This is a genomic window from Arthrobacter sp. CG_A4 (assembly GCF_035985125.1).
In the GTDB taxonomy this organism is placed as follows: Bacteria; Actinomycetota; Actinomycetes; order Actinomycetales; family Micrococcaceae; genus Arthrobacter.
In genome coordinates, this window is sequence record NZ_JAXCID010000031.1 from 21,872 (window position 1) to 34,189 (window position 12,318).

Below are 12,318 nucleotides of genomic sequence, written 5' to 3' on the forward strand. Positions count from 1 at the left end.
CCGCTCAACGAAAAGCGCCACAGCCCGTACGGTAAATGACCGGACGGGCCGTGGCGCTGAACGGAGGAGGCTAGGCCTTCGGGCTTGCTGCGGAGTCAACCTTCAGCTTGCCGTCGGCAATGTCCTTCTTGATCTGGTCCAGCTCCGTCTTCAGCTCAGCCGGAACGGCGGACGCCTGATCGTGGAACGGAGCCAGCTGCACGCCGTCGTTCGCGAGGGTGCCGACGTACGGGGTGTTGGTGAACTTGCCGTCCTTGTCTTCCTTCACAACGGCCTCAACGGCCTCGCCCATCTGCTTCATAACGGAGGAGAGCATGATGTCCTTGTAATCCGGTGCCGTGAGGAAGCCGTCGGAGTCAACCCAGATGAGCTTGACGTCCTTGCCTGCTGCTTTGGCTTCCTTCAGCGCCGCGCCGGCACCCTTGCCCACCGGACCGGCGACGGGCATCACAATGTCCGCACCCTGGTCCAGGAAGTTCTGGGTGAACTGCTTGCCCTTGTCCTGCTTCTCGAAGTCACCGGTGAAGGAGCCGTCCTGCTTGGCCTTGTCCCAGCCGAGAACCTTGACGCTCTTGCCCTTTTTCTCGTTGTAGTACTTCACACCGTCGGCGTAGCCATCCATAAAGATGGTGACCGTGGGGATCTTGATACCGCCGAAGGTGGCGACCGTTCCGGTCTTGGTGGTGCCTGCCGCGAGGTAGCCGGCCATAAAGGCGGCCTGGGCCGTGTCGTAGATGATCGGCTTGACGTTGCTGACTGCGGGATCGTAGCTGAAGTCAACGATGGCGAAGCGCTTGTCCGGGTTCGCCGTGGCCTGGGCCTTGGTGGCGTCGCCGAGCAGGAAGCCTACCGTGACGGTCAGGTTGCAGCCGGCCGTGACCATGGCGCGCAGGTTGGGCTCGAAGTCGTTGTTGGTTTTGGACTCGGCCTCGTTGACTTTGATGCCCAGGTCCTTCTCAGCCTTCTTCAGGCCTTCGTAGGAGGACTGGTTGAACGACTGGTCGTCAAATCCACCGGAGTCGGACACGATGCAGCCCGTGTAGTTGCTGGCCGTCTTGCTGGCGCTGCTGCCCGCGTCGGGGGCGGCTCCGCAACCGGTGAGCAGGAGAGCAGCCGCACCGGCGGTGGCGACGCCGGTCATTGAACCGCGCTTGAAGGTTGCACGCAGTGAGTTCTTCAATTTTCCTCCAGGAAGAAAGAGTAGGCGCTGCGACAGGGGTTCAATGAGTGTCTGTTGGCGGTATTGCCGCTGAAACGCTGTTTTCACTGATGAAGTTCGCAGCACTGCGCCGAGGCGCACTGATGCAAGCTACTTTAGTGTCCCAGGACACGTCCAAGTAGCAGAGTTCACTGTGAGTCCCCAGATTGTTGAGAACTTGTTACCAAGCGGTAGCCGCCGCTGCTTCGTCCGCGAATGCACAAGCGCCCCCGGCGCGGGATCCTTGGAGGAAACGGGGCCGGGGGCTGCGCCGTGCGGTTTGGGGGCTTTCGCCAGGCGGCCGGCTTCGTTGGGCCGGCTTCGTTGGGCCGGCTTCGCGGTATTAGATCCGGACCAGCATCTTGCCGGTGTTCGCGCCGTCCAGCAGATCCATAAAGGCCTGCGGAGCGTTGTCCAGCCCGTCCACCACCGTCTCGTCGTAGCGCACGGTTCCGTCGTCCAGCCAGCCGGACATAGTCCCGACATACTCGGCCATGTGCTGCCAGTAGCCGCCCACCAGGAAGCCCTTGAGCGTCAGCTGCTTGCCGATGGCCTGCATCAGGTTCCGCGGGGCCGGGGTGGGTTCGGTGGAGTTGTACTGCGAAATGGCGCCGCACATCGCTACCCGGCCGCCAACCGTGAGCGTCCCCAGTGCGGCTTCCAGGTGTTCCCCGCCGACGTTGTCGAAGTACACGTCGATGCCGCGTTCCCCGGCGGCCCCGGCGAGCTGCTCGGCAACGGGTCCGTCGTGGTAGTCGAATGCGGCATCGAAGCCCAGTTCCAGGAGGCGGGCCACTTTTTCCGCGGAGCCGGCGCTGCCGATGACGCGGGAGGCGCCCTTGGCCTTGGCGATCTGCCCCACCAAGGAACCGACGGCCCCTGCGGCACCGGAGACGAAGACCACCTCGCCGGACTTGAACTCGGCGACCTTGAGCAGGCCGGCGTAGGCGGTGAGGCCGGTCATGCCGAGCGCGCCGAGGAAGGCGGACGCCGGGGCGAGATCGGTGTTCACCGGAGACGTTGCGGCCGCATCGAGCACGGCGTATCCGCGCCAGCCCAGCGCATGGACCACCGTGTCCCCCACCGTGCGCTCGCTCGAGCGGGAGGCGATGACCTCGCCCACGGCGCCGCCCTCCATCGCTTCGTCCAGCTTGAAGGGCGCCGAGTAGGATTTCACGTCGTTCATCCGGCCGCGCATGTAGGGGTCTACCGAGATGTAGAGGTTGCGGACCAGGACCTGGCCGTCCTGCAGCTCCGGCAGGTTGGTTTCCGTAAGCCGGAAGTTCGCCGGCACGGGGCGGCCGTGCGGCCGGGATGCCAGCTGGATCTCCCTGGTGAGGGCGGGAATCGTGGCGGTTTCTCCGGTATTGGCGCTCATGCTGCTACCTCCAGGATGGTGATGTCGACTGCCATGTTGCCACGGGTGGCGTTGGAATAGGGGCAGATCTGGTGTGCCTTGGCCACGAGGGATTCCGCGGTGCTGCGGTCCACGGCGGGCAGCGCGATCTCGAGTTCGGCGGCGAGCCCGTAACCGGCGCCGTCGGGGAGGGCACCAAAGTGGATCTTGGCGGCGACGGCGGAATCCGTCAGGTCCGCTTTCTCCTTGCGTCCGACGAGCCGCAGCGCGGAATGGAAGCACGCCGCGTAGCCCGCGGCGAACAGCTGCTCGGGGTTGGTCCCTTCGCCGTTGCCGCCGAGTTCCACTGGGCTGGCCAGGGTCACGTTGAGTTTGCCGTCCCGGGTGCGGGCGTTGCCGTCCCGGCCTTCGCCCGAGGCGAGTGCTTCTGCGGTGTAGAGAGTCTTCAAGGGGTTCCGATCTGTTGGGGAAAATCTGCTGGGGCCAAGGTGTTGAGCGTGGCACTCGCCGGAAGCCTGCTGCATCGCGCTAAGCGTCCGGCGATTTGACGCGCCTCCCACGATCACGACGCCGGCCGCGCCAGGGGTGCCGGCCGCGTCGGCGGTGCAGGCAGGGAGGCGGTCAGCGCGGGGTAGTCAGCGCGCGCTGTGCAGCGCCGCGGTGAGCCGGCCGAGCGTCTCGCGGAGCTGGTCCAGTTCGGCGGTCGAGAGTCCGGCGGCGTCGGCGAGTCTTTGCGGGACGGCGGCGGCGCGGGCGCTCAGCGCGGTGCCGGCCGCCGTCAGGAAGACCTCAACCCGACGCTCGTCGGCGGCGGACCGCCGTCGTTCGACGAACCCGAGGGCTTCGAGCCGCTTGAGCAGCGGGGAGAGCGTGCCGGAGTCCAGCCCCAGCTCCTCCCCCAGTTCCCGGACGCCGCGGGGCTGGTCTTCCCAGAGCACCAGCATCACCAGGTACTGCGGGTACGTCAGGTTGAGTTCGTCGAGCAGTGGACGGTAGGCCGCTGTGGCGGCACGCGAGGCCGAGTACATGGCGAAGCAGACCTGCCGGTTGAGGCGGGGCGTGCTGGGGCGGGGGGCGTCGGTCATAACCCAACCATAGCCCGCAATTGAATTGTGCACAACCGAGTTGCGGCAGGATGCGCTGAGGTGAGACTTCGCGCCCATGATTCTCGGCACCATGGGCGCGAACTCTCACCTCGGCGGCAACAGGCGCCGGTCCCACCCTGCGGATTACGCTCGAGTGGCCGCGACGGGCGGCGAAGGGCGGCAAGAGGTGGCGGGGTGGCGAAGGGCAGCAAGGGCGGCGAGTGGTGGCAAAGTGGCGAATGTGGCGAGGCCCGCGACACCGATGCGCAGTTGCTTTGGTGTGGAACGCCTACGACCCGACACAGAACCGCCGTCGAGCGTTCCTTCAGCGGAGTGACAGGCCGCCGCCGTCCGGCGCCGAGGTGAGACTTCGCGCCCATGGACCGTTCAACAATGGGCGCGAAGTCTCACCTCAGCGCCGCCAGACCCGGCACATACGGCACCGGCGGTGGGGGCTAGAGGTCGCGGAGGGACCGGAGGGCCGCGGCTGTCAGGACCCGGATCCCCAGTCCCAGGGCGCGTTCGTCGAGGATATAGTCTCCGCGGTGCAGATCGTACTCTTCGCCGCCGCGGGTCTTGGTACCTAGCCGCATCATGGCGCCCGGAAGATCCGCGAGGAACCAGGCGAAGTCCTCGCCACCCATGGACTGCGGGGTCAGGACCACGGCGCCTTCGCCGATCTCGGCGCGCGCGGCGGCCTCGATCAGGGCAGTTTCATGTTCCGAGTTCACCACCGGAGGCACGCCGCGGGTGTGTTCGAGGTGCACGTCGACGCCGTAGGGTGCCGCGATCTGCTGCACGACGTCGTCGAGGATTTTCCCGGCGCTGTGCCAGGCGTCGCGGTCCAGGCAGCGCATGGTGCCGGCCATGTAGCCGCTGGCCGGAATGGCGTTGGGTGCCGAACCGGCGGAGATCTGGCCCCAGACCACGGACACGCCGCTGCGGACGTCCACCCGGCGGGAAAGCACCGCCGGGACGTTGACCGCGATCTGCGCAAGGGCGAAGACGAGTTCCTCGGTCAGGTGCGGCCGTGAGGTGTGGCCGCCGCGTCCGGTCAGTTCTATCTTGATCGTGTCCGAGGCTGAGGTGATGGCGCCGATCCGGGTTCCGATCCGGCCCACGTCGATCCGGGGGTCGCAGTGCAGGGCGAAGATGCGGGGCACGCCCTCGAGGACCCCCTGCTCGATGCAGGCCTGGGCGCCGCCGGGCATGGTTTCCTCGGCCGGCTGGAAGATAATCCGCACCGAACCTTGCAGCGGTGCCTGCTCGTGCATGCGCTGCAGGATCAGGGCGGCACCGAGCATGGTGGTGGCGTGGACATCGTGGCCGCAGGCATGCGTGACGCCGTGGTTCTTCGACGCAAACTCGAGGCCGGTTTCCTCGATGATGGGCAGGGCATCGATGTCGCCACGGAGGGCGGTGGCGATGGGGCCGTCGCCGATATCCACTGTCAGGCCGGTGCCTTCGAGCCGGCGGGGCCTGAGCCCGGCTTCCTCGAGCCGCTTCACGAGTTTGTCCGTGGTGCGGAACTCTTTGAACGACAGCTCCGGGTGCGCATGCAAGTCTCGGCGGAAAGCGATCATCTCCGGCAGGATCGGCTCCAGCCACGGCCCCACCAAAGGGGTGGGCTCGGCTTCAGTAGTGTAATTGCGCACGGCATAACTCTAGCGAGCACACAACAAATAGCGGCATCGCGTACGGCGCGTTACGGGTTGCGGAACAGCCGGCGCCGGCCCGGCGCTCCTCACATCCACCCGGCGCGGATTTAAAGGACGTCGGTGTCGCCGCTGGCCTTGAGCGCGTCCACGGCCTGCTTCACGCGCTGGGAGTGTTGCTTGGTGGTGACCAGCAGGGCATCCGGGGTGTCGACAATGACCACGTCCTTGATGCCGATCAGGGCTATCACGCGCTTGGTGTCGGAAACGACGACGCCGCTGGCGTTTTCGGAAAAGACGCGGGCGCCCTCGCCGATCACGGTGACGTCATCGACTTCCTTGGCGCTGTTGAGCCGGCCCACCGAGGCGAAGTCCCCGACGTCGTCCCAGCGGAAGGTTCCGGGGACCACCGCGACGTCGCCGGCGGCAGCGGCCGGTTCTGCGACGGCGTAGTCGATGGCGATCTTGGGGAGGGTCGGCCAGACGCGGGCCGTGACCTCGTCGCGCTGCGGCGTGTCCCAGGCCTTGGCGATTTCCTGCAGCCCGGCGAAGAGTTCGGGCTGGTTGGCTTCCAGGTGCTTGAGCATCAGCGAGACGGGGGCGACGAACATGCCCGCGTTCCAGAGATATTCGCCGCTGTCCACGTACTGCTGGGCGACTTCCTCGCTCGGCTTCTCCACGAACTCAACGACGGCTTGAGCGCTCGGGGCGCCGGGCACACTGAGGTTCTGGCCCGCCCGGATGTAGCCGAAGCCCGTGGACGGGTGGGTCGGCTTAATCCCGATGGTGACGATCTTGCCGGCCGCGGCGGTGTGGATGGCCTCCCGGACGGCATCCTGGAAAAGGTTGTCCGGGCTGATGACCTGGTCCGCGGCGAAGGAGCCCATGATGGCGTCCGGGTCCCGCTCATGCAAAATGGCCGCGGCAAGGCCGATAGCCGCACCGGAATCCTTCGGCTCGCTTTCGAGCACCAGATCGGCGTCCTGGATCTCGGGAAGCTGACGGCAGACGGCCGCGCGGTGGGCGGTTCCGGTCACCACGAGGACGCGTTTGCCGGCCAGCGGCTCAAGGCGGTCGTAGGTTGCACGCAGCAACGTGCTGCCCGACCCAGTGAGGTCGTGCAGGAACTTGGGGGCAGCGGCCCGCGACAGGGGCCAGAGGCGGGTCCCCACGCCTCCCGCCGGAATCACCGCAATAAAACGGCTCAGGGGTGATTCTTGGTTTGTCGCTTTGTCAGTAGTCATCACCGCCACTTTAGCCGAACGGAATTCGGACGCCTTAACTTGGCCCCGGACACCGCCGCAGGACCCCCGCACCCCCAGAGGAATGTGGCGTTCGTCTCAAAATCGGGCGAAAACCCCGCCGGTCGCCGTCACCAACGGGTGGCTGAATTGAATAAGCTGTGGGCGGAGCCTAGATTTAGGCTTGAGCTTACGAGTGCTCTCGCAGCAGGCGTTCCCCCCGCGTGGATCCCATGCCAGCGCCGCTGTGTTGCAGGGAGGTTTATTCAGTGCCGACAAAACCAGCTGGCACCTTGTATCGCGGCCGTGAAGGCATGTGGTCCTGGGTTGGACACCGTATTACCGGTGTAGTGATTTTCTTCTTCTTGTTGGTCCATGTGCTGGACACCTCATTGGTGCGTGTGTCCCCGGAGGCCTACACCGCCGTGATCGGTGCCTACAAGAACCCCCTGATGGCCCTGGGCGAAACGGGCCTTGTCGCAGCGATTGTGTTCCATGCCTTCAACGGACTGCGGATCATCGCCGTCGATTTCTGGAAGAAGGGCGCCAAGTACCAGCGCCAGATGCTGTGGACGGTTCTGGCCCTCTGGGTCGTCGTTATGGTGGGCTTTTCCATCCGCCACCTTTCCCTCGCCCTCGGAGGTCACTAAGCCATGAGTGCAACTGAAATCCAGAGTCCCCGCAGCGCAGCGGCTAAGGTCGGCAGCGACCGGATTGCTCCGCAGTACCGCCGCAACGGCGCCTCCCGGGGCAACTTCGAAATGATCGCCTGGCTCTTTATGCGGCTGTCCGGAGTGGTGCTGGTGGTCCTGATCTTCGGGCACCTGACCGTCAACCTGCTCGTGGGTGAAGGCATCAAGGCCATCGACTTCGGCTTCGTGGCCGGCAAGTGGGCCGATCCGTTCTGGCAGGCCTGGGACCTTGCCATGCTGTGGCTGGCGATGCTGCACGGCACGAACGGCGTCCGCACCATCATCAACGACTACGCCGAGAAGGACGCGACACGTCGTGGGTTGAAGATCGTGCTCTATGCGGCCACCACTGTCATCATCCTCCTGGGCACCCTGGTCATCTTCACCTTCGACCCGTGCCCCGTGGTCAACGGCGTCCAGCTGCCCGGCGGCTTCTGCCCCGCGCCGTAGCCGCGCCGTAGCCGCGCCGCAGCGGCACCGCCGGCCGGGACATCCCGTACTGCGGGGCCCCGCACGGCAACCGATCCGGCCTGCGACGCGCAGGCGGAGGTTTCACCGGGCAGGCTCCGCCTGCCGGTGGTTTGTTAGCGAATTTTGAGAGAAAGAGCGTCTGGTATGCAGGTCCATAAGTACGACGTCGTCATCGTCGGTGCCGGTGGCGCCGGGATGCGCGCGGCGATCGAATCAGGTCAGCGCGCGCGAACAGCAGTACTGACCAAGCTTTACCCCACCCGCTCCCACACCGGCGCGGCGCAGGGCGGCATGTGTGCAGCGCTTGCCAACGTCGAGGAAGACAACTGGGAGTGGCACACCTTCGACACGATCAAGGGCGGCGACTACCTGGTTGACCAGGACGCCGCCGAGGTCATGGCGAAGGAAGCGATCGACGCCGTCCTGGACCTGGAAAAGATGGGCCTGCCGTTCAACCGCACCCCGGAGGGCCGGATTGACCAGCGGCGTTTCGGCGGCCACACCCGCGACCACGGCAAGGCTCCGGTCCGCCGCGCCTGCTACGCTGCCGACCGCACCGGCCACATGATCCTGCAGACGCTGTACCAGAACTGCGTCAAGCACAACGTTGAGTTCTACAACGAGTACTACGTCCTGGACCTGCTGACCGTCGAGGAAGACGCTGTCCGCGAGGACGGCACCCCGTACAAGCAGAAGCGTGTTGCCGGCGTCGTCTCCTATGACCTCGCCTCCGGCGAGCTGCACGTCTTCCAGGCCAAGTCCGTGGTGTTCGCCACCGGCGGCGCCGGCAAGGTCTTCAAGACCACCTCCAACGCCCACACCCTCACCGGTGACGGCATGGGCATCGCGTTCCGCCGCGGCATTCCGCTGGAGGACATGGAGTTCTTCCAGTTCCACCCGACAGGCCTCGCCGGCCTGGGCATCCTCCTCTCCGAGGCCGCCCGCGGCGAAGGCGCGATCCTGCGTAACTCCGAGGGTGAACGCTTCATGGAGCGCTACGCCCCCACCATCAAGGACCTCGCCCCCCGCGACATTGTGGCCCGCTCCATGGCCAACGAAGTGCGTGAGGGACGCGGCTGCGGCCCGAACAAGGACTACGTCCTGCTGGACCTGACGCACCTTGAGCCCGCGCACATCGACGCGAAGCTGCCGGACATCACCGAGTTCGCCCGCACCTACCTGGGCGTGGAGCCGTACACCGAGCCGGTCCCGGTCTTCCCGACGGCGCACTATGCCATGGGCGGGATCCCCACCAACATCAGCGCCGAGGTGCTCCAGGACAACAACACGGTTGTCCCGGGCCTTTACGCCGCCGGCGAGGTGGCCTGCGTGTCCGTGCACGGCTCCAACCGGCTGGGCACCAACTCGCTGCTGGACATCAACGTCTTCGGCAAGCGCGCCGGCATCGCCGCCGCGGAGTACGCCAAGACCGCCGATTTTGTGGAACTCCCCGCCGACCCGGAGGCCTCCACGCTGGAGCTGCTGGAGCACGTCCGGACCTCGGACGGCACCGAGAAGGTCGCCGCAATCCGCAAGGAACTGCAGGACACGATGGATGCCAACATGCAGGTATTCCGCACCGCGGACACACTGAACCAGGTCCTGACGGACATCGCGTCCTTCGAGGAGCGGTACCAGCGCATCAGCGTCCAGGACAAGGGGAAGCGCTTCAACCTGGACCTGCTGGAGGCCGTGGAACTGGGCTTCCTGCTGGAGCTCGCCAAGGTCATGACCGTGGCTGCCCTGCACCGCGAGGAATCCCGTGGCGGCCACTTCCGCGAGGACTTCCCCGAGCGCGACGACGAAAAATTCATGAAGCACTCCATGGCGTACAAGGATGAGCAGGTTCCGGCTGCAGGGGCGGCGGGGACCGCCGCAGTCACCGCCGGGATCCGGCTGGCCACCAAACCCGTGGTCTTTACCCGTTACGAGCCGATGGTGAGGAAGTACTAAGATGACCGCCGAACTTGCTGAGCCAGCCTCCAAGATTGAACTGCCCGCCCACATCGGGGGTGGCGGCGACATTCCCTCCTTCGACGTGCACCTGCGGGTGCGCCGCTACAACCCGGAGGTCTCGGACGAGTCCACCTGGGATGACTTCAAGGTCACCATGTACGGCACGGACCGTGTCCTCGACGCCCTGCACAAGATCAAATGGGAAATCGACGGCAGCGTCTCGTTCCGCCGCTCCTGTGCCCACGGTGTCTGCGGTTCCGATGCCATGCGCATCAACGGCCGCAACCGGCTCGCCTGCAAGACCCTGCTGAAGGATCTGGACACGTCCAAGCCCATCACGGTGGAACCGATCAAGGGCCTCCCGGTGGAGAAAGACCTGATCGTGGACATGGAGCCGTTCTTCCAGTCCTTCCGCGAGGTTATGCCCTTCCTGATCAACCGGGGCCACGAGCCCACCAAGGAACGCCTGCAGTCCGCCGAGGACCGCGAACGGTTCGACGACACCACCAAGTGCATCCTCTGCGCCGCGTGCACCTCGTCCTGCCCGGTGTTCTGGACCGACGGGCAGTATTTCGGCCCGGCGGCAATTGTGAACGCGCACCGCTTCATCTTCGATTCCCGCGATGATGCCGGCGATATGCGCCTGGAGATCCTCAACGACAAGGAAGGCGTGTGGCGCTGCCGCACCACCTTCAACTGCACCGAGGCGTGCCCCCGCGGCATCCAGGTGACGCAGGCGATCGCCGAGGTCAAGCAGGCAATTCTGTCCCGCAAGATCTAACCACTGCACCTCCGGAACCGACGAACCACGACGACGGCGCTCCGCACCTTTTCAGGTGCGGGCGCCGTCGCCGTTTTCCCGCTTCGACGACTATTTCGGCGTGGACCGGGCAGCACCTCGACGCCTGAACCCGGCTGCTGTCGGCCGTTTCCGGTCGCCGGACTCCACGGGCGTCTTGCCAGGCTGCACCTGGCGGGCGCCCCACCCCGTTGTCCTGTTTGCGGGCTCCGTCTTGAGGTCTTCATTCCTGATCGCCGCCCACGCGGCGGCGATCAGGTAGACCTGGCTGACCAGGTTGAACCAGATCAGCAGGCCGATGATGATGGCGAAGGGTGCCAGCAGAGGGTTCCGTCCGGCGTTGGCCAGCAGTTCGGCGCTGAAGACCTGCAGCACAGCTGTGCCCACCGCAGCGAGGATGGTCCCTTCCAGCAGGGCCCGCCGGGCCAGCCTCAGCCCCGCGGCGAGGCGGAACATGATCAGGGCCGTGGCCCAGCCCAGCAGCAGCGGCACGGCGATCTTGACGGAGGTGGTCAGCGGCCCGGCCAGCAGCGGGTCCAGGCTCAGCTGCTCGGTCACCCAGCCCGCGGCTGTGCCAAACACCAGCGAGGCTCCGGCGCTGATCACGAGGGTGACGCCCAGCAACAGCAGGGTCCCGGCGTCGTGCAGCCTGAGCAGGACCGGGTTGATCTTCAGCGGGCCGAGCTGCATCATGGCGCGCACGCCGTCGCGCAGTCCGTCGATCCAGCCCAGCGAGGTCACCACGGTCACCACGGCGGCGATGACGGCGGCCCAGCCGAGGCCGCTGGGGTTCAGCAGATCCTGCGGATCCACCAGCCCCTCGCTGCCGTCGACTTTCAGGAGGCCGGGCGCGTTCGTGGCCACGCTGCTGACCACGCGCTCCAGCAGGGCCGGCTGGCCGCGGAGGACCAGGCCGGCCAGCGAGAAGCCGGTGGCCAGCAGACCCGTGATGGAGAAGAACATCCGGAAGCCGATGCCGGCGCTCATCAGCGGACCGTGCTGGCGCCCGTAATGCTGGACGGCGCGCACCGGCCGGAAGGCGTTGAGCCGGGCCAGCAGCCACGGCATCATGGCCAGGAGCGCAGCCGGCCCGCCGCTGCCGGAGCGGCGCGCCTTTCCCCAGTCGACCTTCTTGCGGATTACTTCCAGTTTCAGCTGGGCCAGATCGCTCGGCGGCGGAGGCTCAGCGGGCGTCTGTTGCGCCGTCTGGGCCGTCAGGGCCGCCGCCGCCGTCGTCGTTGGGTTCGATACCAAAGTCAAGCTCTTCCCGTAGCTGCCAAATGCCGTTGTCGTCGTGCTCGTAGAGTCCCATGCTAGCCACCGGGAACGTGGCCCTATAATCTTTCAGCACCGTTTCGGCCTCATCGAGGCTTTCCGGGGCCACATCGTGCGCAACGGTGACATGCGGGTGATACGCGAAGGGAAGTTCACATTCCAGCGGCCCGGCCTGCAGCTGCTGGTGCAGGCTCACACAGTCCCCGAAGCCGTCTTCGACGTTCAGGAAGACCACCGGCGAAACCGGACGGAAGGACCCGGTGCCCGCGATGGTGACGGTGAACGGTTCCTGCCGGCGTGCGACCTCGCGGACGTGACTCCGCGTCGCTTCCCAGTCCCGGGTCATCGTGGTGGTCACCAGCGTGATGTGGGCCGGGACGACGCCGGCCAGCGGATCACCGAAAGACGCCCGCCAGCGCTGGAGTTCCGCCGCGATCCTCGTTGGGAACCCGAGAATGACGCCGATGCTGATAACCTCGCTCCGCTGTCCGCCTGCCGAAGATTCCAGGGGGTCCTGGGTGTCCGGAGCTGCGTTGCTGCCGGCACGCGCAGCGTGGTTCGTAACGGCTCTGCTGACGGAGGACATTGG

General features: G+C 66.2%; 12 protein-coding genes. 4 read left to right on the plus strand and 8 right to left on the minus strand.

Features of this window, described 5'->3' with window-relative positions; all coding sequences use genetic code 11:
- Positions 1-70: 70 nt before the first annotated feature.
- From RCH07_RS13355 to RCH07_RS13380, 6 genes are all read right to left on the minus strand, one after another.
- Complete coding sequence (locus tag RCH07_RS13355; RefSeq protein ID WP_442784829.1) at positions 71-1,180, minus strand: BMP family lipoprotein; 1,110 nt, start codon at positions 1,178-1,180, stop codon at positions 71-73.
- 361 nt (positions 1,181-1,541) lie between these two features.
- Positions 1,542-2,576: an NADP-dependent oxidoreductase gene (locus tag RCH07_RS13360; protein WP_326967961.1), complete on the minus strand. Its 1,035-nt coding sequence runs from the start codon at positions 2,574-2,576 to the stop codon at positions 1,542-1,544.
- On the minus strand, positions 2,573-3,004 hold the full coding sequence (locus RCH07_RS13365) for an organic hydroperoxide resistance protein (RefSeq protein ID WP_326967962.1): 432 nt from the start codon (positions 3,002-3,004) through the stop codon (positions 2,573-2,575). The genes RCH07_RS13360 and RCH07_RS13365 overlap by 4 nt, the downstream gene beginning before the upstream one ends.
- Before the next feature lie 186 nt (positions 3,005-3,190).
- The gene (locus tag RCH07_RS13370; RefSeq protein ID WP_326967963.1) at positions 3,191-3,640 is read right to left on the minus strand and encodes a MarR family winged helix-turn-helix transcriptional regulator; all 450 of its coding nucleotides are present in this window, start codon (positions 3,638-3,640) and stop codon (positions 3,191-3,193) included.
- A 455-nt stretch (positions 3,641-4,095) separates the two neighbouring features.
- Complete coding sequence (locus RCH07_RS13375) at positions 4,096-5,295, minus strand: amidohydrolase (protein WP_326967964.1); 1,200 nt, start codon at positions 5,293-5,295, stop codon at positions 4,096-4,098.
- Between the two features lie 110 nt (positions 5,296-5,405).
- Positions 5,406-6,539, minus strand: coding sequence for a mannose-1-phosphate guanylyltransferase (locus RCH07_RS13380; RefSeq protein WP_326967965.1), 1,134 nt, complete (start codon positions 6,537-6,539; stop codon positions 5,406-5,408).
- 266 nt (positions 6,540-6,805) lie between these two features.
- On the opposite strand from RCH07_RS13380, the gene sdhC reads away from it, so the two are divergent.
- From sdhC to RCH07_RS13400, 4 genes are all read left to right on the plus strand, one after another.
- Positions 6,806-7,186, plus strand: coding sequence for a succinate dehydrogenase, cytochrome b556 subunit (gene sdhC, locus RCH07_RS13385; RefSeq protein ID WP_082576094.1), 381 nt, complete (start codon positions 6,806-6,808; stop codon positions 7,184-7,186).
- Positions 7,187-7,189: 3 nt separating this feature from the next.
- Positions 7,190-7,678, plus strand: coding sequence for a succinate dehydrogenase hydrophobic membrane anchor subunit (locus RCH07_RS13390; RefSeq protein WP_326967966.1), 489 nt, complete (start codon positions 7,190-7,192; stop codon positions 7,676-7,678).
- A 165-nt stretch (positions 7,679-7,843) separates the two neighbouring features.
- On the plus strand, positions 7,844-9,652 hold the full coding sequence (gene sdhA / locus RCH07_RS13395) for a succinate dehydrogenase flavoprotein subunit (protein WP_326967967.1): 1,809 nt from the start codon (positions 7,844-7,846) through the stop codon (positions 9,650-9,652).
- Between the two features lies 1 nt (position 9,653).
- Positions 9,654-10,436, plus strand: a complete 783-nt coding sequence (locus tag RCH07_RS13400; protein WP_326967968.1) for a succinate dehydrogenase iron-sulfur subunit — start codon at positions 9,654-9,656, stop codon at positions 10,434-10,436.
- Positions 10,437-10,526: 90 nt separating this feature from the next.
- Here the strand turns inward: RCH07_RS13400 and RCH07_RS13405 are convergent, their stop codons facing one another.
- Both RCH07_RS13405 and RCH07_RS13410 read right to left on the minus strand, forming a co-directional pair.
- Complete coding sequence (locus RCH07_RS13405) at positions 10,527-11,708, minus strand: YihY/virulence factor BrkB family protein (RefSeq protein ID WP_442784831.1); 1,182 nt, start codon at positions 11,706-11,708, stop codon at positions 10,527-10,529.
- Positions 11,638-12,315, minus strand: coding sequence for a 2'-5' RNA ligase family protein (locus RCH07_RS13410; RefSeq protein ID WP_326967969.1), 678 nt, complete (start codon positions 12,313-12,315; stop codon positions 11,638-11,640). The genes RCH07_RS13405 and RCH07_RS13410 overlap by 71 nt, the downstream gene beginning before the upstream one ends.
- Positions 12,316-12,318 lie beyond the last annotated feature (3 nt).

What these genes read in the sequence shown, in the direction of transcription:
- RCH07_RS13360 (WP_326967961.1), bottom strand. Translation starts at nt 2,576, where the DNA reads ATGAGCGCCAATACCGGAGAAACCGCCACGATTCCCGCCCTCACCAGG.
- RCH07_RS13370 (WP_326967963.1), bottom strand. Translation starts at nt 3,640, where the DNA reads ATGACCGACGCCCCCCGCCCCAGCACGCCCCGCCTCAACCGGCAGGTC.
- RCH07_RS13380 (WP_326967965.1), bottom strand. Translation starts at nt 6,539, where the DNA reads ATGACTACTGACAAAGCGACAAACCAAGAATCACCCCTGAGCCGTTTT.
- RCH07_RS13390 (WP_326967966.1), top strand. Translation starts at nt 7,190, where the DNA reads ATGAGTGCAACTGAAATCCAGAGTCCCCGCAGCGCAGCGGCTAAGGTC.
- RCH07_RS13410 (WP_326967969.1), bottom strand. Translation starts at nt 12,315, where the DNA reads ATGTCCTCCGTCAGCAGAGCCGTTACGAACCACGCTGCGCGTGCCGGC.
- sdhA (WP_326967967.1), top strand. Translation starts at nt 7,844, where the DNA reads ATGCAGGTCCATAAGTACGACGTCGTCATCGTCGGTGCCGGTGGCGCC.
- RCH07_RS13400 (WP_326967968.1), top strand. Translation starts at nt 9,654, where the DNA reads ATGACCGCCGAACTTGCTGAGCCAGCCTCCAAGATTGAACTGCCCGCC.